Source organism: Paraburkholderia sp. FW306-02-B (assembly GCF_058782725.1).
In genome coordinates this window covers 389,877-413,138 of the sequence record NZ_JBYSXZ010000002.1, presented here as the reverse complement: position 1 = coordinate 413,138, position 23,262 = coordinate 389,877, and the positions used below count along the sequence as shown (strand labels likewise).

Genomic DNA, 23,262 nt, shown 5'->3' with positions numbered 1-23,262 from the left:
ACCGTAGATCCGCACGACAACCTGGTGCTGCACGGCGCCGGTGCCGTGAAGGTAACGGTTCAGCTTTCAGTACGCTCAATAGGCGACATCAATGGAACCGCTTCACGCTGAAACACGCCGCTAGACACGATGTTACTGGTTTGAATTCATACAACATCACTCACGAAGCTTCGGCGGGAGCGAGCTTGACAAATAGTCTGGCTGCTTCGTTGCCATGGGACAAAGCGCGCAGTGCAAGGGAGAGCGCCAGCTGCGCATCGTGGGCGACTGCGCTACGGTCCTGATCGAAGAGCTTGACGGCGTGGCGCATATGCAGTGCCGCTTGCTCGTGAAGCTCCGCTGCCGTTGCGTGATGTTTTGCCGCGTTTTCGCTGTTTGCGCCAGAGCCGGTCGATGCAAGCGTTATCGGCGGCGTACTGGCGCTGTGTGCACCAGCGTCGTGTGCCTGATCGATCGCGTGCAACGCGTGGCCATGGGCCATCATCGCCTGGTGTGCGGCGTGGGCATAGTCTTGACCGGCCTCGAAATGCCGCGACGCCTCGCGGTGATATCGCGCTGCCTGCTCGTGATGTGACGCGGCGGCCTCAAGATGTCCTTTTTTGCTGTGCTTCGTGTTCATACCGGCTCCTGTAAGACTGTAGAACCGACTCCGATGACGACCGATTCGAAGACGCAGTGGCGGGTCGGAAACCACTGGATCCGAATTTACACGCACTTGCGCTCTCGACGACGTTTTCGTCGCGCGGAATATCAGCATCGAGTTCGGCCGGCTCCTCGACCGGGAGTGCATTCTCCGTATCCGCCTGCGAGGAAATGCCCGTTGCCGATGGTCTTGTTCAGATGCAGCAGTAAGCAGATGCGAGCTTCCTCCAATCTGCTCAAACGGGTCGACTCCGGTCCTAAGCTTCGCGTGTAAGCAGCCGCTCGTCGAGCATGGAATTTGGTGAGGTGCGGGTGACCGCTTCCCGCGCTGCTTACCGCAATGTTCAATTGGCCGCCCGTAACGTCTTGCAGGCGGGCCATCGCTTCGTCCATTTCGCGGAATTGCTCGACGATCGAGCGCGCGTAAGAGCGCATTTCGGAACCCGCCGGCGTCAGATAAATTTTCCAGCCGAGTTGCTCGAACAGGGCCAGGCCGGCGTGCGCCTCCAAGCTGTTTGACCTGGATTGAGACTGCCGGCCGCACCAGGTACAACTCGTCTGCCGCGCACGAAAAGCTCAGGCGCCGGGCAACTGTTTCGAAAATATTGAATTGGCGCAGGGTAGCGCTTTTCATACTCGAAATTCGTTGAAGGCCGCCGGCGTATACAGGATGCCTGATGCAAACCATAAAATGTTTTAACTTTCACTGATCGCTGTTCTCCCGCAGCATGCACTCAGATTCCGTGAAGACACAACGACTTTTATGAGACCGTTTTGCGTGCCCCCGCAGGTCTTTCGTTGGTGCGATCTCCATTTGACCGACCACTAGCGCTTCATTGCCGACGCACATGCAAGCGATGAAGTGATTCGACACGTCAGTCGACACGCCGCTCGCGCGCGATGAATTCTAAAAACGGAGATGGAGACATGGGACATTCCAACGTGGACGAACCGGGCAGCACGGCACTACGGCATAACCGGTGGGTTCAATTGGCAATCGGCATCGTTTGCATGGGGCTGGTGGCGAATCTGCAGTATGCGTGGACCTTGTTCGTCGTGCCGATGGACGCGGCGCATCACTGGGGGCAGGCGGCAATTCAGACTGCGTTCACCATTTTCATCGTCACGGAAACCTGGCTCGTGCCAGTCGAAGGATGGCTCGTCGACAAGTTCGGGCCGCGTCCTGTCGTCATTGGCGGTTCGCTTTGTGCCGCACTCGGCTGGATCATCGACGCACACGCAAGCAGCCTGGGTGAATTGTATGTCGCGGCAGTCATTGCGGGTGTTGGTGCGGGGTGCGTCTACGGCACCTGCGTCGGGACGGCGCTCAAGTGGTTTCCCGATAAACGCGGTCTGGCGGCGGGTCTGACTGCGGCTGGCTTTGGTGCCGGTGCGGCGGTTACGGTGATCCCGATTGCCAACATGATCCAGCGTTCCGGCTACGAGCACACGTTCATGTTCTTCGGCATTTTCCAGGGCGCCTGCATTCTGCTTCTGGCGACTTTGCTGGTGCGCCCGAAACCGCCTGCGAACGCGGTCGCCGCCAAACGCGTGGTTGCCACCAAATTCGACTACACCCCCGGTCAGATGGTCCGCTCGCCGCTTTTCTGGGTGCTTTACCTGATGTTCGTCTTCGTGGCGGCAGGCGGAATCATTGCGACCGCGCAACTCGGCCCGATCGCCAAGGAATACGGCTTCGCAAAGTTGCCGGTTAGCCTGATGGGCATCACGCTGCCGCTTCTGACGATGACGCTGTCGATCGATAACCTGTGCAACGGTTTCACGCGTCCGCTGTGCGGCTTTCTTTCGGACAGGATCGGCCGCGAGAACACGATGTTCATGATCTTCCTCGGCGAAGGTCTCGCGCTGCTTGGGCTGATGGAGTTCGGCCACAACCCGTACGCGTTCATGTTCTTCGCCGCGGCGGTGTTCCTGTGCTGGGGCGAGATTTTCTCGATCTTCCCGGCGACCTGCGCGGACACGTTCGGCAGCAAATATGCGGCGACCAATGCGGGCACGCTTTATACCGCAAAGGGCACGGCGTCCATGCTTGTGCCGATCGCTTCGGTGTTGTCGGCGCATGGCTCGTGGAACGCGGTGTTCATCTGTGCAGCGGCCATATCGATCGTAGCGGCGGTGTGCGCGAAATTCATCCTCGCTCCGATGAGACGGCGCTGGATCGACCGTACGGTCGCGGTTGGCGCGCTCGCCAAGGGATATCTCTGATTACCGGATAGGGACATGGAAGGTGGCGCGCAACCCGAATCGACTGATTCTGCGCGTGATTCTCATCGGATCGAAATGGAGGTTTTGGCTGCGATATCTATTTTTCTTATTCATTAGCATTATTAATTAATATTGGAGGAGACGATGAGAATAAGGAATCTGAAACCGCGTCACGCGGCGGCTTCGCTATGCCTGTTTGCAGCTGGCAGCGTGACGTGTTCGGGAGGAGCATTCGCTCAGGCAACTGCCGCGGATGACGACAAACAACAGATCCAGTTGTTGAAACAGCAAATGGAAGCGCTCAATAAGAAGCTCGATGCGCTTATGGCAAAGCAAACCCAGACAGCGAACAGTCAGCAAGCGGTCAGTCCCGCTGTCGCAAGCACAAACGCAGGTACAGGATCGGGTACAGGCGCAAACACGGGTACAACCTCAGGCGCGCAAAAAACATCGGATGCCGACGCCTCCGGATGGGGCGCCGGCATGCCGCCCAAGCTTAAGTCGTTGCTGGCCGCGCTGGGGGATATGGAGTTCTACGGCAATCTCGATCTTTCCGTGGACTATGCGACCAAGGGCCTCAAAGACTCGTATGTCACGCCGGGCGGGACTGTCGTCTCGCCTAGAGGGCATATGGGCTGGCAACCCGACGTCTCATCCAATCTTTCCTATGTCGGCGTTCGCGGCAAGCGGCCATTCGGTTCCGACGCCAGCCTGGCCTTCGTCTATCAACTGGAAACCCAACTAGACATTTCGGCAACCTCAGGGTCTTCCAATTCGAACTCCGCTCAGGATTCGACCGTCAAGGGCGCCCTGACGTCACGCAACAGCTTCATCGGCGTAGCGTCGCCCGCCTGGGGCGCGTTGAAGATCGGCAAGACCGATGCGCCCTACAAAACGTCGACCGCACGCATGAATCCGTTTTCCGGCATGCTCGGCGATTACTCCGTCATCATGGGTAACACGGGCGGCGACAATCGCGTCGAATTCGGTACGCGGCTGGACCATGCAATCTGGTACGAGTCGCCCAGTTTCCATGGCTGGTCTCTCAACGCACTGGTTTCGCCCGGGCAAAACCGCGGTTACGAAAATTCGGTGCAAGCTTCGGGTGAGTCGAGTTGCACGGGCGGCAACGTCCCTGGTAGTGGTGGAAATCCGATTGCGTGTAACGACGGCAGCTACGGGTCGGCCTACAGCGCGAACCTCGCCTATAGCAACGGCCCCCTGTACTTTACGACAGCCTATGAGATACACCTCGGCGTGAATCGCTCAAGCGATGTCCTGAACACGCCTGCTGCGCTGGCTTCGCCTGATGGGACGGACCCCAACGATATCGGCAACGAATGGGCATTCAAGGTCGGTGCGCAATATAAATTTCCCACTCTGACCACAGTGAGCGCAATTTATGAAGTGATGCGCAGAAAGATTCCGGCCTACCTGCAAACACAGAACGAGCGGAGCCGTAATGGCTTCTGGCTCGCCCTGACGCAGGAAATCACCCCCAATGACAGCGTGAGCGTCGGTTGGGCGCACGCCAATCGCACGCCGGGTGACCCGGGGCAACACAACACGGCTCCAGCCGACCCGAACGCTATTGGTATCCCGAATCCTTCCAACGGCGCCAATATGGTCACTGCGATGTACAAGCATGCGATCGACAAACATGCGACTGTGTATGCCGACTATGCCATGGTCATCAATCAAGCGGCGGCGCACTATGCGCTGGGCGCAGGCGGGCGAAGCGTCACCGTCGATTGTCATGACGGCAGCTCGATCTCGCAGGGTGCGCCGTTTTGCTACGCGGGCGGCAGAGAAATGGGTTTCTCCGTCGGGCTGAATTACAAGTTCTGAAAGCACTGCCAACCTGGCGGAGGCGGAGGCGTAAGCAGTCGGAGGCGTATCCGGGGTACTCAGGATTCGGCTTCCATCGCTGCAGCGTCGCCGCTTTCCACCGCCACCCACACCAGACAGACGGAAAACTCGATCGGAACTGGCTCAAAGACACGCTCGCAGATGCGGTGCACGCGATGCTGTGCGGCGCAGGTCACAGGTCACAGGTCACAACCTGAGGATGATCCTCCGGGAGCTGCGCCTTCTTTGCGCCTTCGTTCTCGCTGCCTGGTTCAATCGCAGCATTGCCGCTGAAGTGATGGTGTGACGCCGGCGGCACGAGCAACGAATTGTTCAGGGTCGACTCGATGGTGGACGTTCGCGACAACGTGGAGTTCCGATTCCCGACTGGCCGCTTCGGCCGAAGACCCGCCGATCGCCGACGCGAAGTGACAGACCGTTGGTCGGCCGAGGCCGACATTCACATGCATGCAGTGAACGCAAGCCGGCAACGGCCATTCTGCGGGATTCGAACGCGTCGCGCCGCGCTACCTCTCATTTACCTGCACCTATCGGCTCAATACAGGTAAGAACCAGTGTGCTACCTCGTCCAGCCTTTGGACTGAGCACGGCAATATGAGACTCCCCGCTATTGCATTGCCATTCCGCACGAAAGTCTTTCGAGCAGTAGTCGCCGACATCGACAGCGATCCCCGTATCGAGCACGTAGTCACAGGTTTCGCGACCGTTGCATTTGCTTGTAAGGTCACGCGTTGCGTTTCCCGGATGAGCCCCGCAGTTTTGCCCGTACGTGCCTGAAATAACTGAGATTAACCGCAGCGATGCGGCTGAGGATATCGGAAAAGAGAAAACACCGAATACGATGAAAGCACGACAGAACGCGGCAACAAAGACCGCTGCCTTGCCCCGTCTATAGACTGTCGATCCGCGCATCGCCCCTCCTCCGGGCCCACAGAATCACCTGGGGCCGTCTGAAAAACAGTATAGGGCGCCAGGAAGCCAACTAATCAGGCGACAGCCCGTGCATCGATACGCAGTGTCGATGTGGGCTGCCTTCCGTGGTCGGGTTGGCGCAGTTCAACGGCGCCCGACGTATGGGATCGCGCGTACTATCTCGACTATCGAATTCGCCCGCCCGACTCTCTGGTTGCAACGGCTTGCGTCGCGCTTCATCCATTCAAGGTGAGACCCATGTTCAGGAATTTTTTTCGCTTAGGCTTCGCGACCGTCGTCGCATCGATGCTGGGGGCGTGCGCAACGGCGCCGGCAGGTCCCACCAGTTCATCCATCGATCCGCCTCAGGCCGAGCGCGTGATGACACTGGCTGCGTCCGGCGTACAGACTTATTCGTGTGAGTTCGACGCGCAGCATCGTCTGGGATGGGTGTTCAAGAGCCCACAAGCGACGCTGTTCGACGCGAGCGGCCACGCCGCGGTCCGGCACGGCGCGGGGCCATCCTGGGAAGCGGAAGACGGAAGCAGGATCGTAGGGCGCCTGCTCGCACAGCAGCCCAGCGAAACCCGGGCGAGCATACCGAAACTGTTGCTCGAAACGCATAGCACGTCCGGTAGCGGCACGCTTTCGGCTGTGCGGTATGTGCAGCGCGTGCATACCGTCGGCGGGTTGATGCCGGCGGCCCCGTGTTCGACGGAACACGAAATCGGAAGCTCGCCCTATCTTGCCGACTATGTTTTCTACCGGTAGTCGCTGTCGCTCAGTGCCGCCCCGGATCGAGCAGATTCGAGCTGAAATCGCAACACTGCGCGGGTTGCCTCAAGCCTGTACTCAGGCCTTATGCTGAAGTCGTTCAATCTCACGGGCGCGGTGCGGATATCGCCGCTGCACTGTCACGCGCCGCGCGACATAGAACGCTTTCTCGAGATTACCGAGGAACTGACGGCACTCTAAATATGAATATGCGGCCCGGATCCTCCCGGGCCGCGAAACCTCACTCCCGCCGCTTCTTCTTCAACTCAATCGTTTCAAACAGCTCATAGGTCTGAGTCGGCGTTTGATCCGCACCCGGCGCGTGATAGTAGTTCATCGTAATCGTCGTCTCGCCACCCGGATGCCCCGGATCATGATCGAACACCGCGATACCGTAGCCGGTACCAGTATCCCGCTGCGCCGACCAGATCGCATCTTCAACAGCATCCGCACTGGTCCGCACAAAAGTGCCCGCGGTCGTCCCAGTAACCGGACGATTAGGCCGCGTGAAAATGCGTGCCTGCGGCAGCCCGGTACCGAGATCCGTCCCATAGACATCCAGCGGCGCACTCGTTCCCCCGCCGCCGAGAATCAAATGAATCGTCCCATGACTCGTATCGAACGACGACGCCCCCGCCCCTGCCGACATCACCGGCCGCGGCTGCAACGTATCGACCACCCGCCCCGTGGCAATATCGGTGCCCTTGTTGTGATTGCAGCCGCGCACGGGATAGCTACGCTCGTAGTCGTGGTCATGGCCGCACAGCACCAGGTCGACGCCGTAGCGGTCGAACAGCGGCAGCCAGGCCTCGCGGATGCCCTTGTCGGAACCGTTGCCGGTCTTCGATGAACTCAGCGCGTCCTGGTGCATCTGCACGACGATCCAGTCGGTTTCGTCGTCTTCAGCCGCCCGGCGCAATGTCTTCTCGAGCCAGCGCGTCTGCTCGCCGCCGCTATATCCGCGGACATAAAGCGAAGTGCCCGGCTGAATAGGCTGATTGCCGGTGCTCGCGACCGGCACCAGCGGATTCGGACCCGCGACGAACGCAGCCGCGTCCTGATACACAACGTCATCCGCATCGAGCGAGATGAACAGCACCGAGCTGACGCGAAAGCTGTACCAGCGGCCCTGAAAGCGTGTGTGATTCTCGGGCAGCGTGTAGCGCGCGAGATACGACGCGAGACCCTGCTCGCCGTTGTGGAATTCGAGTTCGTGATTGCCCGGACACGGCATCCATGGGCGATTCGATGCCGAAGTCTGGCAGTTGTTGCCGAAATCACGCCACACTTCCGGCTGATGCATCGGGTTCAGATTGGCGTAGCAGAGGTCACCATTGAGCAGGTGGAACAGCGGCTGAAAACGCTCGACGGCCTGAACCGCAAAGCGGCTCTGCGGCGACGACAAGACCCAGCCGGTATTGGGCGTCGCGAGATCGCCATAGCTCGTCCAGCGGAATGGCGCGCGGCCTCGCGGCGCGGTGCGGAAGCTCGCGGTGAAAGGCTGAGCCGCGTTGGAGTCGTTCTCGGCAGTCACCTCGTACTCGTAGCTCGTATCGGCCTTCAGGCCAAGCAAACGCGCGTGATAGGTGAACACGACCTCGCCGTTGATGCCATCGGTATACGTGCTTTGCACACCATGTACCGTCATTTTCCCTTCGCCGGCGCGGGCCACTCGCACCTGCGGGTTGAGCGCGGGCGCCAGCGACGCCCACGACACGATGACCTCGTGCGTCGGATCGTTGCCCCATGTCAGGTGGATCTGCTCCGGCGTGCCGTCGGGTGCGCTGTTCGCGGCCCGCACCGCCGATGAAAGACTGCCCGCGGCCGTAGCGAGGCTGGATGCACCGGCCAACTTCAAAAACCCACGGCGCGAGACGGTGGCGGCCTGATCGGTCGGCGAAGTGTTAGCGTTTTTCTTGTTCGACATGTCTGTGTGTCTATGCGGTAGGGGAAGGACGCCAACGCGTACGATGGACACACGGTGCTAGGCAAGCAGCGAGTGAGCGCTGGACCAGGGCGTGACGGACGTGACCCGTTATCCTAGTCGGGGAGCGATGACAGCGCGATGAAATGGGCGGATGCGGCAAGTAGCAACATTGACGATCTTCGTCTGATCGCGATTCTTGTAGGTCGCGTGTACCGTATAGCGGCCGGGACTCAGCTTGACCAGCACGAACGGGCCTTGCGAATCGGCGCTCGAAGGCGGCTCGAACCTGCCGGTGCTGCCGAATATTGACGGACGCGGCCAACATCTCGTACAAGCTGCTGAAGACAGCGGCGGGCAACAACGTCGCGATCGGCCCGATTCTGCTTGGTGCGGCGCAGCCGGTGCACGTGTTGACCGCCACGGCGACGGTTCGACGGATCGACGGATCGTCAACATGACGGCGCTACTGGTGACGGACGCTGGCGCATTACTGAAGCGGTGGACCGTCGAGAGCCAGGGTAGGCTGGGATCGGGCCGTGAGGCCCGTAAAAGCAGTTTGGCTACTATGCGATGTTGTTTAGCACTCGCCCTTTTTAGCGTGTCCCGGAGGGCAGTGATCATGATCGCCATGGTGACGGTTATGATCTTCCCACTCATTCCGTTCCCAGTAACGATGACCATCCCAATACCGGTCGCCGTGCCACCCCTGCTGAATAACGACGGGTACCGCGACTACAGGAGCCACCGTGCCGATATTGACGTCTACATTGACGGCGTGGGCCGCGCCGGATAGGCCCCCCGAGTCGATAGCGCACAGTTGCGAGCTGCGAGTGGCTGCTTTGCGACATCTGTGCGCGTCACGTCGCCAGACTGCATAACCACTGAAAAGACGGCCAAAATATGCCGTGATCCTTGAATTGCTTTGCGCGGCGCGGCAGTAATCTTCCTTCATGTGGCGCCAGTAGTCGGGCAACGCCAGGTCTACGCATTTGACCTGTCAATTTGATAGGTAGCAATTCACGAAAATTGACCTAGAGTATTCTTCAGATGTAAAGAAAAAAGGGCATCGGCAAACAAGCAAGCAAGACCATTTTCGGGGGTAAGCGTGATTACTTTAATTGACCGGGACATCGCACATATCGCCCGCGTCATGCGGCCATCGTTGGTCGGGGATCTCGGTGGTCCGATTCTGCCCGTCGCATACTGGCGAAAACGCCTCCACCACCTTCTCGACGTCGACCACCTGACGAAGGCCCAGTTTTGCGCGGTGGATCGCCTGCTGCTGGAACTGGACGATTTTGACGTCACCCCTGCTTCCGCTCCCCGACAAACAACTGGTGAGGAAATTTCACGGACGTTCTCATTCGCGGAAGTGCTGCGGTAAACGCGGTCGCCCCCCATTGACGGCTAGCCGCAACGCGAGTCGTTTCACACTGCAATGTCTTTCCCGGGTATGTGGGAGAGTCGACGTTAAGGCAGTGTGAGCGCGAGACGAGGCGTTCGCAATGACGCGGCTACCTTCAGATCGCGGCCCCCTTATAGACTTTCGGTCCGCGCTCTCGTCACTGTTCTGGAAGCTCGACCGTTGATTGAGTTCCGTTCGCACAAATCGCCGCAATAAACTCGGCGACAGTCACCTGATAGCGGACTTCTCGACGAACACCCGGCGTTCTGCGGTCGATATCGGTCAGCACGACAACGCTACCGTCTATCGATGCCTCCAGACGCAACGTGCGAATCTCGCGCGTGGATGTGGCGTCTGTCTCGGACAAGAGCGTCATCGCGCCTGTCGCACCGTGGCTTGGCATGGCCAACTCCTTCAGTTTTCTAGGTCAACGCAGCGCCGGTGACACGCGATACGAATTTCAGTGAAATCGTTGCTTTCGTGAACATGCGAATTGCATCGGGGCATCGTACGAAATCGAAATGCGACCGTCAATATAAATGCGAACGATTCGCATATGTATTACTAAATCGTAATCTTCTGCTTTTGCTGCTATCTGATCGCGAAGGTCGGCATTGAAAATTTCGTGCAATCCGCCACGTCGGAGATTGATGACCAAGGCACCTCGATAATATGTTGTGCGCCTATCTATGCTGTGCCGCTCACGAACAATTGACTCAGATCGCTTCCAAAGCTGACAGGCGATGGCGATGTGCGGGTGTTTCAAGCGGGTCGAACCCGGTCCTTCGCCGAACTTCCGAGTTCGGCTAGTGGCCATTCCACTTGATTACTACGCGGACGTTTGAAGGTCGGCTCTACGCTGGCAACGGACGATTGACTTTCCACGTTGCAAGAATTGACGTCGAGGAGATTGTCATCGTTTCTTTTCCTACGAGGTGAACTGCCCTGGGGACCAGCGCCGCGACCTCTGCGAGGAAACAAACAGGCATAGCTCCTTCTATTGGATCTTGATGACAACCTTACCCTTTGCACGTCCCGTTTCGACGTAAGCCAAAGCCTCTTTGGTTGACTCGAACGGGAAAACCCGATCGATCACGGGCCTTATCGCAGCTGCGTCGATAAGCGTAGCGATCTGGCTTAGCTGGTCCCCGTTGGCACGCATGAAAACAAATGAATAGCTGACGTCATGACGTTTCGCCGCTTTTCTGATGCGATAGCTCAGAAAGCGGATCGCCGTTTTCAGGAACCAGGAGGCACCCATCTCTTTCGCAAAATCGAGATCAGGCGGTCCGGCGATCCCGATGAGTTTGCCACCCGGCTTGAGCACTCGCAGCGACCTCTCGAGGGTATTTCCGCCCTGCGTATCCAGCACCACGTCGCAGTCTTTCAGGACGGCGGCAAAGTCATCTTTCTTGTAATCGATGACGATATCCGCACCGAGTTGCTTCACCAATTCGGCATTCCCCGCGCTCGCTGTCGTCGCGACGTTCGCGCCCACATGCTTCGCCAGCTGAATGGCAAAGGTGCCAACGCCGCCCGAGCCGGCGTGTATGAGTACTTTTTGCCCTTTCTTCAGTTGCCCTTTTTCGATCAGCGCCTGCCAGGCGGTCAAGCCCACCAACGGGATTGAAGCCGCTTCTTCCATCGTGAGTGCTTTGGGCTTGAGGGCCACGCCGTCTTCCTTGACCGCGATGAATTCCGCGAAAGTACCGATCCGATCTTTGTGCGGTCGCGCATAGACCTCATCGCCCGGCTTGAATCGCCGCACGCGCGATCCGACGCGGACAACGACCCCGGCAAAATCGTTGCCCAAAATCAGCGGCAAACGGTAAGGCAGAATGAGCTTGAACTCCCCGTCTCTGATTTTGGAATCGAGAGGATTCACGCCAGCGGCGTGAATCTGGATCAATACGTCGTCCTCGCGGAGCTCCGGGACCGGCATATCGCCGGCTCGTACGCCATTCTTGCGTCCATATCGATCGACGACGAATGCCTTCATCACGGCTCCTTGTTCCTTGTCAGTTTCTCGTTGCGTCAAGTATGTAGCGCTGCAGATCGGTCACAGCCCCGTCATGCGTTGACGTCGACGACTACGCCAGCACGTCCTTGTAGTCTGCCCTTTGAACAGGGAGGGGGCAGTAACGCCGTCTACGTTGCAAGCCGCAGATCTTTGCGAATACCGGCGTCTACCAGGCCTGCGGGCGCAAATCTGCGTAGCAATCGCAGACGGCCGGCGAGTCCACCGGCCGCATAGCGGAGTTTCGGACGAGCCGCGGTGGCGGCCTGCAATACGGTCTCGGCTACAACCTCAGGACCGTCAGCGCCCTCGACCACCTCCTTCACTCGCTTATCCACGGCCGAGCGCACCTCGCGGTACTCGTCGAGGGGGGCGTCGGGCGCCATGAAGTTCGCGTCGAAAGGCGTCTTGATATAGGCAGGTTCAATGACCGATACCCGGATGCCCATCGTGCGCAACTCGTGGTCGAGCGACTCCGAATAACCCGCGACCGCGTGCTTGGTGGCGCAATACAGCGCCATATAAGGCATCGGTAAGAAACCCAGCACAGAGCCGATGTTGATGATGCGGCCGCTGCCTTGTTGCCGCATATGGGGCAACACGGCACGCGTCATGCGGATAATCCCGAAGAAGTTCGTATCGAAGATCGCGCGAGCCTGGTCAATCGAACTCTCTTCTGCAGCGGCAGGGGCGACGCCGAAGCCAGCGTTGTTCACCAGCAGGTCGATGCGGCCGTGTAGGCGCAGTACTTCCTTGACGGCAGCTTCGACCGATTCTTCGTTAGTCACGTCAAGTGGCAGCATCTCGAACGTCCGCTGGCCGGCTTGTGCGCCGCGCCGGCTGGTGCCGTAGACCTTGTATCCGGCCTTCGTAAGCCGCTTTGCCGTGGCTTCGCCGATTCCTGACGAGGCGCCCGTCACGAGCGCTATCCTGGTTTCCATGATGTCCTTCCGATATTGAGGGATGTCTTTACGGGGTTGGTCGGGCATTCATTTTGTCAAAATATGATTATCGTCATATTTTAGGCCCAACGAAAACCGGCACCGGCCGGTGGGTTTACGTGTCAGTGGGCGCGAGTTGTTTCAATGCTGCTTCGAGAAAACTTTCCGACAACTTGGGGTCGTCAACGGCACGCGCCAGCACCATGGTGCCAACCATGGTGGCAACCGTTACAAGTGCCTGTTGGTGCGCGCCCGGTTGGCCCCAATCAGGCAATTGGCGCGCCACGACATCGATCATCTCCTTGATGCGGCGGGTGGCCGCGCGCCGCACGGCCGGCGCCTGGCGCGGCATCTCCGAGCCGAGGGCGGAGACCGGGCAGCCAGTCTCCATGTCTTCAAAATGCTCCTTCGACAGATAGGCGCGCACCATTGACGGCAATGCTTGCTCCGGCGGCACGGAGGCGGCGATTTTCTCCGACAGGGCCACGGCTTCAGCACCGGCGCGGTCCGCAGCTTCGGCAAGCAGCACCTCGCGCGATGGGAAGTGCGCATAGAAGCCGCCATGCGTCAGGCCGGCCTCCTTCATGATGTCGGCCACTCCCGTCCCGTCGTAGCCGCTGCGCCGAATCGCGCGCGCGGCAACCTCGACGATGCGCTCGTGCGTGATTTCCTTACGGCTGACGGTTTTCCGATGGATTGTCGACTTTTTCATGACGGCCATCATATAACATTACGGCGCAATTTGCCGCACGGGCAATGTCGATGGCGATCAATGCGCCTCCCAGACAGCGCCGAGCAGTGCAACTAGCTCCAAGACGCTGAGCCCGAGCTCGGTGTTTGCCTGGCGGTGGTCTTGGCAAGTGTTACGGTCTCGCGCGCGGCTGCCGGCTAACATCTGCGTGGATTTGGCCGACGACTCCTCGTCCGGCTTACCTGGGCGTGGCCGTTCTACCCGGAATCCCGCCATTGACTCCGAGCCTGCCCAAAGGACTGCTCAGGGTCGAACCCGGCCGTTCTGGAGTGGCGCTCATCGACCGTTGAGAGTGGTAGCCGGTTGTGGTAGCAAACCGCTTCCCGTCTCTGACGAAACGAGGAGTTTGACCATGCTGCGCAGCATCAAGGCGGGCATGGAGTCGGATGCCTCATAGGGACGCGATCCGACGCATCAGGACGCGGCCTACTACTGCGTAAGCGCGACGCTGCGCGACTGGTTTGGAGAAATGCGACTGGCCAGGACGGGCCGCGTGCTGCCAATCGCAACAAGCAGCGGCTGCGCAAAAGCTGGTTTGAACTCGATGCGCGCCGAGGCATAGGCGCGTGTCGCATCGGGCGAGGCGATACCGCTATGCAGCGGCGCGTCAGCCCCACGTCACAGATCATCGGCCGAAAGCGTTATCCGTTCGCCGCTGCCTGGTAACGCTTTCTGCGCTACCGCGTGCAGGAGTCGGCGTTTGCCAAGTTCAAAGGCGAGCATCAATTGTTTCGGGGTCTCGTTCGCAGCGCCGAGTTTTTCGCAAACCACGTCAGCAGGCAGCTCAAAGGCACTGTATCCCCAGCCGAAGCCATACGCCGAAAACCACACAGCCGAGTCCGCGGAAAGGATGGGTGCCGTGAGACTGTTACCGGGTTGAGTCATGGTAATCACCGTCCTGTCCGATAAGAGCGCGCATGAATTTTCGCACAGTCAGCGACTGGCGGGGCACCTCGACGACAGAAGGCAACCAGCCATGAAGAGACAAGAGCTTTGATGCGCTGCCAGAACGCCACAAATTTATGCGGTTCGCGGTCACGCAGCGCGAGCATGGCGTCGTAGTGGACGCGTGATTCCTGGACGTGCGGCAGTTGCGATACGAGGAGGCCAAAATTCATGATATTTTTCCGAGCGTTTGGCTTAACGCGGTTCGCGGAAAGCCAGCAGACATGGAGGTCGGGCGCACTATGCGCGCAGTGACGAACGTCTACTCGCTTCCCTCAGGTAAAAGGTAAAGGTGAGCGGCATATGGGGTAGTAGACGTCGCGAAGACCCTAGCCTTCATTTTCGGCTTGCTCATCGTCGCCGTCGGCGTTTGCGGCATCATCGCGCCCGCTGGCCTCGTCTGGGTCGCCGAACGCTCTGCCACTTCCGGCGTGTTCTATCTCGTCGCCACGGTCCGAGTCGCCTTTGGTCTCGTTCTGATTTCGGTGGCATCGTCTTCCCGCACCCCAAGGACGCTCCGCGTTTCGGGTTACATCATTCTGATCGTCGGGATCACGACCGCTCTGACAGGTTTGGTGGCAATCGAGGGCGCTCACGCCATGATCGAGTCGTGGTTGCGGCAGGGATCAGGCGTCATCCGTCTTACTGGGATTCCGCTGCTGGCCCTCGGAGGATTTGTTGCATACGCTTGCGCTCCCACTCGACGCGCAGTCTGAAGAGGCATGCCAAGTTCGTTTTTCCGCAACGTGCTGTTCGAGGAGAGCATGCAGGATTAACAATGCAGAGGGATTATGTTGATCTTGAAACCGTCGATTAGTCAGATGATTGGTTGCATTAAATGATCTGATGAAAGGCGATATGAAGTGCTTTCCACGCTTCGTCGAATTCGTACTCCTGCCATCAGGGTTACAGATTTGCCAAGCGTGCACGCCAATTTATATTAATAATACTAAAGGCGCGTAAATGTCATTTGCTTCGTCTAAGTTGGTGCCATCCGCTGATAAAAATCAAGATCTGCCTTTTCCGAGTACAGATGGGGCAGAGCTCTTCCGTTTTCCCTCTTTTCGGAAAACCGTCGGACGCGTGCCGTGGACGATTCTTCAAATTATTACTTATCATCACCAGCCGCCACCTCGTTACACGAATGAAACGTTTATAATTCCTCTGCCAAAAACGCCTGTAACTAATGCCGGGCGCGCGCCGAAACTCCGTCGATTCAGTAGGAATTGCATGGGCAGGCGTGGCGCTGGGTAAGTGTTTCCGCCATGCGACACGTGTTGGCAATCGAGTCGGGTTGTCAAGAGTGAAGAATGACGGATTTGGCCAAGCTGTCAGGTGTCCTCAATTTCCTGATTGCATGTGTTGAGCGAATGTCTGTTTGTCACATATAGGGTGCGCTGGACTGCCAGCGTGATCCTTACCAAGTGTTGCTGCCGCGCCGTCTGCATGTCATGACCCCTTGTGCCGGTTTTTTTGGCCGTGCGCTCGAAGGTTCGTTTGAAGCTAGCTGGGAAGTCGACTGAGCCCTTCATGCAATGGGTGCCCGCGGTCGACGCTACATGCTGCGCTTGATGCCTGACGTTGCAGATCCAGGGGTGTAGTCACTGATAACGTTTTGCCGAATGAAGCTTGCGAAGTAATTAGTAAGGAATACGTAATATTAGCGCGCTTTGCCGGTACCGAGTCGACATGTTGAGCTCGCTGTCGTCTGACAGCGGTCAGCGCACCTTCGAATATCTAACGGTATCTGCCGGCGGATAACGGCACATCGAAGCACCAGATTCATCAGCAATGAACGCAATCAGCGCGTTCTCAGGTTCACCTCTCTCTGTACTCAACAACGCCAAAGCGGGACGACTTTGATCGATCTTGCTGCCTCCTCGGGGAAAACCTGCTTTTAGCGATACACGCGGACAATGATGAGATATTTGAAATTACTAGGTGTTGCATCGGCAACAGTGTTGGCATCGTTTGGTGCGGAAAACGCGCAGGCCCAGGCCAGCACGATCACCGTCGCAGGCCAGCAATACAAGTTGTGCGGCGTAGAGAATGGCAATTGCTCATTCCTGGGAACAGGCTCGGTGGTGTTCGGTGCGGTTCCGCCCGACGCACCGTCGGTGATGTTGACAACGCCAAGTACCTTTAGCAACGGGGTCGGTTGCTATGTCGGCGCGGTCTCGCAGACAGATCCAGCATTTGGTTACGGCAAGGCATGCTGGGTTAGAGCGGTTGCCGCCAGCCCGGCTCCGGCCCCGGCTCCGGCTCCGGCTCCGGCTCCGGCTCCGGCTCCAGCTCCGGCCCCGGCTCCGGCTCCGGCTCCGGCTCCGGCTCCGGCTCCGGCTCCGGCTCCGGCTCCGGCTCCGACACCGACACCGACACCGACACCGACACCGACACCGACACCGACACCAACTCCGACTCCGACTCCGACTCCCGGCAGTTCGACCATGTCGTGCGGCACACCGACACAAACAACTGGCGGAAGTCCCAACGGGTCGATCAGCGCCGACACCCCCACCACCGACGGCTTGCGCGTCTTCCAGAACAACGCACCGTTCAAGCTGGCGATTACGACGAACGCGCCGAGCGCGGATACGGTCATCTGGTCTGTCGCGGACTCGAATGGCGCGATCAAGACGCAGGGAAGTTTTGCGGTTAAGTCTGGTGTGCAAACCAGCACGATTCCGTGCACCTCAACGTGGTCCGGCTATGGCGCGCTTACCGCGACGCTGCGCTCGAATGGCGGCACGTTGCCGAACACCGGTACGCGTCCGATGGGCATTGCAACGTTCGGTGTGTTGCCAAACCTTCAGTCGGTACTGGGCACCGTAACGTATGCACATCAGGATCAGCACCGTTTCGGCATGCAGGGCTTCAACGGCAACATCGCCGCGCTGCATGCTCTGGGCATCTCGTGGACGATCGACGACCGTGAGGTATCGGCCATGGAACCCAATGGCCCTAACACGTACACGCCGAGCGTGAATGACCTCGATCCGTTCTACAAAGCTAATCCTGATCAGATGCGCATTGTGCGTCTTGATGGACTGCCTGCATGGGATTCGAAAACGGGCCAGTTCAACGACAGCTACTATGCGCCGTCGAACATGCCTGAGTTCCAGAGCTTCATGGCCAAAGTCGGTACCGATACGAGCCAGATCCGCGCTGCAAACTACCCGAACCAGCAAAAGAACTATTATCAGGTGACGTGGGAGCCGAGCCTCGGTTGGGCGGATAGCGACGCGAACTTCGTCGCTATGTACAAGGCGGCTTACCAGGGCATTCACTCGACCGATCCGAATGCCGTCGTGATGGGCACCGGCAACCCGTTCCCGTCGAATTGCGACACCTGTACAACCGGCTATCTGCAGAAGTTCGGTGCGCTGGGCCTGTGGAATTACATTGATGCAGTCTCAACGCATGGCTACTGGAATGCGGGCACCTATCCGGCTCATCCGCCTGAATTGCAGGACTCCGATCCGGATCCGGCGAACCAGGCGAACGCGCTCGACAACCAGATGACGCAGTTGCGTTCGGTGATGCAGGCGGGCAAGCCGAACATGAAGCTCTTCTTCACCGAAGCAGGTACGAGCTACGATCCGGGTCTTAACTACGGCCCCACGGTGCCGTCGCAGAACCAGTTGTTTGCTCATGCCGCGGTTGGCGTGCGATCGCACATTATCGTGCTTGGCGGCGGCGCACAGTTGACGACGTTTTTCTATGGTCCTGACTATCCAGGCGAAGTGGGATACGGCTCATTCTTCGACCTGAATGACGCACAAGGCGCGTTCGGTGCAACGAACCTCTCGCCGAAGCCCGAAGCGATGGCCTTCGCCACGATGACCCGTGTCCTCGACGGCACGAATACCTTGGGGCGGGTCACGGGTACGCCGTCCGGAACCTTCGCGTATGCGTTCCAGCAACTCGGCAACGGCAAGGTGGTGACTGCTGCGTGGGCGCACAACAACGCGCAGTGGCCTGCCAGCAATGGCCTTTATAGCCAGACGTACTCGACCAGCTATTCGCTCCAGGTCGACAACGCCGGTACGTCGGGCAATGTGACGAAGATCGATGGCTACGGCAATACCAGCACGGTTGCCTATACCAACGGCAAAGTCACGCTGACCCTTACCGAGGTGCCGCAGTACATCGTGTCGAACAACGCGACGGTTGCCAAGACCAATGCGACTGTTCCGCTCGGCTATACGGGGCAATAAGCAATAAAGACTATTGACGCGCCGCTGGAAGAATAGCGGCGCGTCGATAAGCCTTTTAACCAGCAGAACTGCCGCGTCTGATTGCCGTGATGACGCGAGTTATCTCTGGCCTTCCACGGGGGCACTTCGAAAGACCGAGATGCCCTCCATCGGGTCCAGTGTTTCGCGCCAGGGCGCCCGCTCGAGTAAGCGGGTCGTGTCTTCATAACCGGCGGCCCAGCGCTGCTCGATACCATTCGACGAAAAATCGATATCCTTGTTCAAGTCGTCGTTATTGAATGCCGGCGCATCGAGTTCCAATACCTGCATCGTCGTGCCACAGCCCCACCCCATGAGCTGCTGAACCTCCGGCGTATCGCGCTTCTCTTCGGGGATATATTGGCTGAGTTCGCGAATCACGTGACGCAGCCGATGAATCTGCTTCTGTCGGTCGAGGTGGCTTTCCGCGCGACTCGAATACTGAATGTCGCGCTGCCGGCTCATTACCTGCAAGATAGATTCGGGCTCCGGACCGCTTGAGGGCCACAATTGCACCGCAAAAATCACCGAACTGCGCCGCGGCCGGTCATCGAGCACGGCCTCGAGTGGCGTGTTCGAGTAGATGCCGCCGTCCCAGTATGATTCGCCTTCCAGTCGCACCGAAGGAAAGCCGGGTGGAAAAGCGGCGGATGCCATCACGTGTTCGACGTCCATCGGCGCGTCGCGATTGGTGAAATACCGCATACGTCCGCTGCATACGTTGACCGTGCCAACGGTCAATCGCGTCGTCTTTCGATTCAGGTAATCGAAATCGACCAGTGAAGACAAGGTTTCACGCAGTGGCCCCGTCGAATAGAATGCCGCCCGGTCCGAGCCAACGCGCGCCTGAATACTCGCCCAGGACTCCAGCTGTGGGGTGAAGAATGACGGCACGCCTTGAGTGACGATCGCCAGGTCGCGCGCCCAGTTTGCGAGTCCTGGCAACCAGCTTGCCGCATCGACGCCACGACGCGCCACGCCGTTCCAGAACTGGGTTAATCGCGCAATTCGGTTCTCGGGTGGATTGCCGGCGATGATCGCGCCGTTTATCGCGCCGATCGATGTGCCGATCACCCAGTCGGGTTTGACTTTGCCGTCATGCATCGCCTGATAGACACCCGCCTGGTACGCTCCGAGGGCACCGCCTCCCTGAAAGACCAGGACAACCTGGCCGGGAATGTCCGCTACGGCCTCCGACCGGCCGGCTGGATTAGCGTCGCGTTCGCCGTGCGTCTTGTTGCCCATGGTAGGTCTCCCGGACGAATGCTGCCGTGCCGGTGATTTTGCCACGGGTAGGATCGACGTGGCGTGAAAGCCGATTTTGTGATCAGAGGCGCAGCCATCTGCGAACGCCTCGCATGGAGACGAAGTTCATTCTGACGAATTGCAACTGCGTTGCGCCGTCAACTGCGTTTGCAACGGCACGACACGAGGTTGTAATACGACGGCACTGAGGTGTCCGCCCGAAGCTTATCGCCCTCATTGAGATGATCCCGCAGAAGGATTGCTCAGTCCGGCATCCCGTTATGGTCCCCGAGCGGTCTGGCGGGCCAGTCCACCCAGCGGTCCGCGCGGGTAAGTTCGTGCGCTTCGTTGAGCGGGTAACGAATACGGTTGTCGTCGCGCGGACGTTCGCCGATCACCATCAGCCTGACTTCGTCCTTCGTATTGTTGATGAAGGTGTGACAGATTCCAGTGCCTGCCGGAAACGCGACGGAATCGCCTTCAGCAACGGGATGAAGCACGCCGTCGATCCAGACATCGGGCTTGCCTTCGAGCACGTACACAAATTCCTGCTCGGTACTTTCGGCGTGCGGATATGACGTCCGCCGGCCGGGCAGAAGCCTCACATGATGAATGCCAATACGCGTAATGCCGAGCGCGGCGGAAAGCGGCGCGTCTAGCGCCATTGGCTCGGTATCGCCGCGATAGGAATGTGCTTCCGGTTCTTCCAGTTCAGTCCAGTGTTTGATGAAATCTGGTCGGCTCATCGGTTGTTCTCCTTTAGGACGAACGTCGATGATAGCGGCTTACAGAAAGGACAAAAAGAACGGCAGCCTGTACCCAGGTTCACGATGCACGCTTTGGGCGCGGCCGCTGCGATCTGCTGAACAGCACCATCGCAATGCCGCCAAGGATCGCCGCGGAGGCGGCAGCCAGGCGCGGTGTGATCGCTTCCGACAGGAACACCACGCCGCCAAATGCAGCAATCAGCGGCACCGACAACTGTACAGTGGCGGCTCGCATTGCGGAAAGCTTGCTCAGCGCGGCATACCAGATGACATACCCGATGCCGGACGTGAGCGCACCGGAGGCAATGGCCAGGACGACCCCGGCCGCGTCCGCATAAGCGTTAGCAAAGAAAAGCAGGCTCAGCACGAGGGCGAGCGGCGCCGCCCGTACGAAGTTGCCTGCCGTGGCGGCTAACGGATCGGCCACGCCGCGACCGCGCAGCGAGTACACGCCCCACGCCACGCCGGCGATCGCCATCAACGCAGCACCGAGTGGCGGAGGCGCGGCGACACCCGGCGACACCAGGTAGACAAGCCCCGCGACAGCCAGAGCGAGACCAAGCCATGCGATGGATCCGAACATCTCGCCCGAGCGCAAGCCCCCGCCTAACATCGTCAATTGAACCGCGCCGAACAGAATCAATGCGCCCGTGCCCGCAGGCAAGGTTAGATAGGCGAAGGAAAAGAACGCGACGTACGCAAACAGCATGGCCGCAGAGCGCCAGTCGGCATGGCGGGGCGAGGACCGTTCCGACCTGAAGCGTACGATGACGGCGAGCGCGATCGCTCCGGACACCAGCCTGATGCTGGCAAAGCTGGCCGGATCGATGCCTCGTTGCTGCAAGGCGAGTCGGCACAACAGTGAATTGCCCGCGAAGGCGAACATCGCCGCCGCGGTCAGGACGATCGTCTGAAAGGTGGGCAAGCCGCTGCGCTCTTCATGCATGGCTCGCCACCAGGACGACGGCCCACGACAGCAGTACCACACCGAGCGGCTTGCCGACACGCCGGCCCCAGGGAACGTTCTTTTCGATCGCCATCACGGCCGCAAGCAGGAGCATCCAGCCGAGGCTGCCGGCGCCGAGCGCGAACATCAACAGCATCAGCGCCCAGCAGCATCCGACGCAGAACAGGCCGTGCCGCACGCCAAGCACGAACGCGTGCCGCGCTTGCGCATGCCCACGCCAGTGCTCGATAACGAAACTCAATGGCGTGCGGCACTTCTCCAGGCACTGGTACTTGAGTCGGCTGAACTGAAATGCGCCGGCCAACGCAATGGTCGCGGCGCCGATCACCCAGCCATGCCAGGCCAAGGTGGGCGCGCTGGCGAGCAGGGCCAGCACTGCACTGTGAAGTGCGTGCGCCAGCAGCCCGAAGGCGCCCCACACCGTCATGTAGCCGAGGACGAGCAGCATGAGGAGGCGCCCATGGTCCGGGCGCTGGACCGTCAACCGGTCGAAGATGTTGAACAACGGCAGGATGGTGGGCAGCATCATGGCCGCAGTCATGAGTATCCATGCCGCGGCGTAGAGCACCACGGGCACGATCACATCGCCGCCAGGAACGGCACGGCACAGAAACGCCGCCGGCCCTGACGCTGTCCAGTCACCGTGCTCGAGATAGCGTCCGTACGGGCTGCGCGCCCATGCCCACAACGTCAACCACGCAAGCGCTATCAGCACGGCCAGGACCGGCACGAACACGTGATAGTGGCGCGAGGCGCCGGGCGGCAGCGCGGCCGGCGTCGGGCTCATGCGTCAAACACGAACGTGCTCTGCAGGGCGTTGTGGTTCTTGATGTCGAGGTCGATGCCGAGGGCGGCGTTTTTGGATCGATAGCTCGGGGCCTTGCCGACAAACACTGGCGCGCCCGGTACCGTCGAGAACACAGTGTCGGAGAGGGTGGTCTGGCCGCCGGTCGCGCCGAGATAGGGCTCGAGTTCGGCGTAGTAGTTCGTGCCGATCTCGAGTTCGCCCTTGCCTGCGACGACAGTGAAGCGGATCGGCGCCCGCTCCACCGAGACGACCTGGCCGATGAGCTTGGCGAGCTCGGCGACGGGTCCGCCGGCCTGCCCGGTGTACACCTTCAGCAGTGCCTCTTCCTGCGCCTTGGAAGCCTGATCGTCGATGTAGATCGCGGCAGTCCAGTTGCCTTGCAGGATGTTGCCGGGCACATGAGCCACAGCCGCGATGGTGGTGCCACCCACATCGACACCTTCGATCGTTCCCTTGTCTACGTGCCACGCGACAATGGTGTCGCAGGTGCCATTGTCAGGATCCTCGCCGATCCAGCAGGGGCATAGGACATTGCAGTTACAAACCTCTAGCAGACGACCTTCCAGGTGATAGCTCATACAGACCTCCGTTGAAGGCACGCGCACATCCACTTATTGCCGCGGTTCACCGCGACGGTGCACACGTCATTTTCCCAGAAACAATATGGCTTCTCTGTGCGGTAGGCCTCAGCCGGACAATCATATCTGGAAGCATAGCTAATCTAATCCATCTATCAAGCGGGACACGCCTAAGCGGGTCCCTTATGTCAGACGATAGGCCGCGTCTTCGTCGCACCGAGGTCGAAAATGGGACCTTTTGCACGCGCTGCTG

Annotated in this window: 21 protein-coding genes and 5 pseudogenes; 10 read left to right on the top strand and 16 right to left on the bottom strand. The window is 59.4% G+C overall.

Features of this window, described 5'->3' with window-relative positions; all coding sequences use genetic code 11:
- Positions 1 to 160: 160 nt before the first annotated feature.
- Both AC3WOG_RS22800 and AC3WOG_RS22795 read right to left on the bottom strand, forming a co-directional pair.
- A complete protein-coding gene (locus AC3WOG_RS22800; RefSeq protein ID WP_492580200.1) occupies positions 161 to 619 on the bottom strand; it encodes a hypothetical protein in 459 nt (152 codons plus the stop codon).
- A 287-nt stretch (positions 620 to 906) separates the two neighbouring features.
- Positions 907 to 1,276 (bottom strand): annotated as a pseudogene (locus AC3WOG_RS22795) (LysR family transcriptional regulator); the annotation flags it as partial.
- 293 nt (positions 1,277 to 1,569) lie between these two features.
- Between AC3WOG_RS22795 and oxlT the strand changes: the two are divergent.
- From oxlT to AC3WOG_RS22770, 5 genes and pseudogenes are all read left to right on the top strand, one after another.
- Positions 1,570 to 2,868, top strand: coding sequence for an oxalate/formate MFS antiporter (gene oxlT / locus AC3WOG_RS22790; RefSeq protein ID WP_492580199.1), 1,299 nt, complete (start codon positions 1,570 to 1,572; stop codon positions 2,866 to 2,868).
- A gap of 291 nt (positions 2,869 to 3,159) precedes the next feature.
- Entirely contained in the window at positions 3,160 to 4,716 is a 1,557-nt protein-coding gene (locus AC3WOG_RS22785) for a porin (RefSeq protein WP_492580198.1), read from the top strand.
- Positions 4,717 to 4,829: 113 nt separating this feature from the next.
- Positions 4,830 to 5,023 (top strand): annotated as a pseudogene (locus AC3WOG_RS22780) (hypothetical protein); the annotation flags it as partial.
- An 884-nt stretch (positions 5,024 to 5,907) separates the two neighbouring features.
- A complete protein-coding gene (locus AC3WOG_RS22775; protein ID WP_492580197.1) occupies positions 5,908 to 6,420 on the top strand; it encodes a DUF3455 domain-containing protein in 513 nt (170 codons plus the stop codon).
- A gap of 60 nt (positions 6,421 to 6,480) precedes the next feature.
- Positions 6,481 to 6,624: pseudogene (locus AC3WOG_RS22770) on the top strand (aminotransferase class V-fold PLP-dependent enzyme); the annotation flags it as partial.
- Between the two features lie 40 nt (positions 6,625 to 6,664).
- On the opposite strand, the gene AC3WOG_RS22765 reads toward AC3WOG_RS22770, so the two are convergent.
- A complete protein-coding gene (locus AC3WOG_RS22765) occupies positions 6,665 to 8,350 on the bottom strand; it encodes a purple acid phosphatase family protein (protein WP_492580196.1) in 1,686 nt (561 codons plus the stop codon).
- 259 nt (positions 8,351 to 8,609) lie between these two features.
- On the opposite strand from AC3WOG_RS22765, the pseudogene AC3WOG_RS22760 reads away from it, so the two are divergent.
- Positions 8,610 to 8,837: pseudogene (locus AC3WOG_RS22760) on the top strand (phosphate acyltransferase); the annotation flags it as partial.
- 90 nt (positions 8,838 to 8,927) lie between these two features.
- Here AC3WOG_RS22760 and AC3WOG_RS22755 read toward each other — a convergent pair.
- A complete protein-coding gene (locus AC3WOG_RS22755) occupies positions 8,928 to 9,167 on the bottom strand; it encodes a hypothetical protein (protein ID WP_492582412.1) in 240 nt (79 codons plus the stop codon).
- A gap of 288 nt (positions 9,168 to 9,455) precedes the next feature.
- On the opposite strand from AC3WOG_RS22755, the gene AC3WOG_RS22750 reads away from it, so the two are divergent.
- Positions 9,456 to 9,734 (top strand): hypothetical protein, encoded by a 279-nt coding sequence (locus AC3WOG_RS22750; RefSeq protein WP_492580195.1) that lies wholly within the window; start codon positions 9,456 to 9,458, stop codon positions 9,732 to 9,734.
- A 178-nt stretch (positions 9,735 to 9,912) separates the two neighbouring features.
- Here the strand turns inward: AC3WOG_RS22750 and AC3WOG_RS22745 are convergent, their stop codons facing one another.
- The 6 genes from AC3WOG_RS22745 to AC3WOG_RS22720 all read right to left on the bottom strand — a co-directional run bounded on the left by AC3WOG_RS22745 (position 9,913) and on the right by AC3WOG_RS22720 (position 14,582).
- Positions 9,913 to 10,158: a hypothetical protein gene (locus AC3WOG_RS22745; protein ID WP_492580194.1), complete on the bottom strand. Its 246-nt coding sequence runs from the start codon at positions 10,156 to 10,158 to the stop codon at positions 9,913 to 9,915.
- Positions 10,159 to 10,752: 594 nt separating this feature from the next.
- Positions 10,753 to 11,754, bottom strand: a complete 1,002-nt coding sequence (locus AC3WOG_RS22740; protein ID WP_492580193.1) for an NADP-dependent oxidoreductase — start codon at positions 11,752 to 11,754, stop codon at positions 10,753 to 10,755.
- A gap of 149 nt (positions 11,755 to 11,903) precedes the next feature.
- Positions 11,904 to 12,713: an oxidoreductase gene (locus AC3WOG_RS22735; RefSeq protein WP_492580192.1), complete on the bottom strand. Its 810-nt coding sequence runs from the start codon at positions 12,711 to 12,713 to the stop codon at positions 11,904 to 11,906.
- A 115-nt stretch (positions 12,714 to 12,828) separates the two neighbouring features.
- A complete protein-coding gene (locus AC3WOG_RS22730; RefSeq protein WP_492580191.1) occupies positions 12,829 to 13,437 on the bottom strand; it encodes a TetR/AcrR family transcriptional regulator in 609 nt (202 codons plus the stop codon).
- A 645-nt stretch (positions 13,438 to 14,082) separates the two neighbouring features.
- Positions 14,083 to 14,349: a hypothetical protein gene (locus AC3WOG_RS22725; RefSeq protein ID WP_492582411.1), complete on the bottom strand. Its 267-nt coding sequence runs from the start codon at positions 14,347 to 14,349 to the stop codon at positions 14,083 to 14,085.
- Between the two features lie 5 nt (positions 14,350 to 14,354).
- The gene (locus tag AC3WOG_RS22720; RefSeq protein WP_492582558.1) at positions 14,355 to 14,582 is read right to left on the bottom strand and encodes a hypothetical protein; all 228 of its coding nucleotides are present in this window, start codon (positions 14,580 to 14,582) and stop codon (positions 14,355 to 14,357) included.
- Between the two features lie 174 nt (positions 14,583 to 14,756).
- Here AC3WOG_RS22720 and AC3WOG_RS22715 point away from each other — a divergent pair, with 174 nt between their 5' ends.
- Positions 14,757 to 15,125, top strand: coding sequence for a hypothetical protein (locus AC3WOG_RS22715; RefSeq protein ID WP_492580190.1), 369 nt, complete (start codon positions 14,757 to 14,759; stop codon positions 15,123 to 15,125).
- Positions 15,126 to 16,306: 1,181 nt separating this feature from the next.
- Here AC3WOG_RS22715 and AC3WOG_RS22710 read toward each other — a convergent pair.
- Positions 16,307 to 16,558, bottom strand: a complete 252-nt coding sequence (locus AC3WOG_RS22710; protein WP_492580189.1) for a hypothetical protein — start codon at positions 16,556 to 16,558, stop codon at positions 16,307 to 16,309.
- Positions 16,559 to 16,711: 153 nt separating this feature from the next.
- Here AC3WOG_RS22710 and AC3WOG_RS22705 point away from each other — a divergent pair.
- A pseudogene (locus AC3WOG_RS22705) lies at positions 16,712 to 16,867 on the top strand (hypothetical protein); the annotation flags it as partial.
- A complete protein-coding gene (locus AC3WOG_RS22700; RefSeq protein WP_492580188.1) occupies positions 16,857 to 18,626 on the top strand; it encodes a glycoside hydrolase family protein in 1,770 nt (589 codons plus the stop codon). The pseudogene AC3WOG_RS22705 and the gene AC3WOG_RS22700, both read left to right, overlap by 11 nt.
- Positions 18,627 to 18,725: 99 nt before the next feature.
- On the opposite strand, the gene AC3WOG_RS22695 is transcribed toward AC3WOG_RS22700, so the two are convergent.
- The 5 genes from AC3WOG_RS22695 to AC3WOG_RS22675 form a co-directional block, all read right to left on the bottom strand.
- Positions 18,726 to 19,889 carry a patatin-like phospholipase family protein gene (locus AC3WOG_RS22695; protein ID WP_492580187.1) on the bottom strand — a complete coding sequence of 388 codons (1,164 nt, stop codon included), beginning with the start codon at positions 19,887 to 19,889 and terminating at the stop codon, positions 18,726 to 18,728.
- A gap of 263 nt (positions 19,890 to 20,152) precedes the next feature.
- Entirely contained in the window at positions 20,153 to 20,635 is a 483-nt protein-coding gene (locus tag AC3WOG_RS22690; RefSeq protein ID WP_492580186.1) for a cupin domain-containing protein, read from the bottom strand.
- Between the two features lie 79 nt (positions 20,636 to 20,714).
- Complete coding sequence (locus tag AC3WOG_RS22685; RefSeq protein ID WP_492580185.1) at positions 20,715 to 21,602, bottom strand: DMT family transporter; 888 nt, start codon at positions 21,600 to 21,602, stop codon at positions 20,715 to 20,717.
- Entirely contained in the window at positions 21,595 to 22,410 is an 816-nt protein-coding gene (locus AC3WOG_RS22680; RefSeq protein WP_492580184.1) for a DUF2182 domain-containing protein, read from the bottom strand. The genes AC3WOG_RS22685 and AC3WOG_RS22680 overlap by 8 nt, the downstream gene beginning before the upstream one ends.
- A complete protein-coding gene (locus AC3WOG_RS22675; RefSeq protein ID WP_492580183.1) occupies positions 22,407 to 23,009 on the bottom strand; it encodes a DUF1326 domain-containing protein in 603 nt (200 codons plus the stop codon). Before AC3WOG_RS22675 ends, AC3WOG_RS22680 begins: the two co-directional genes overlap by 4 nt.
- Positions 23,010 to 23,262 lie beyond the last annotated feature (253 nt).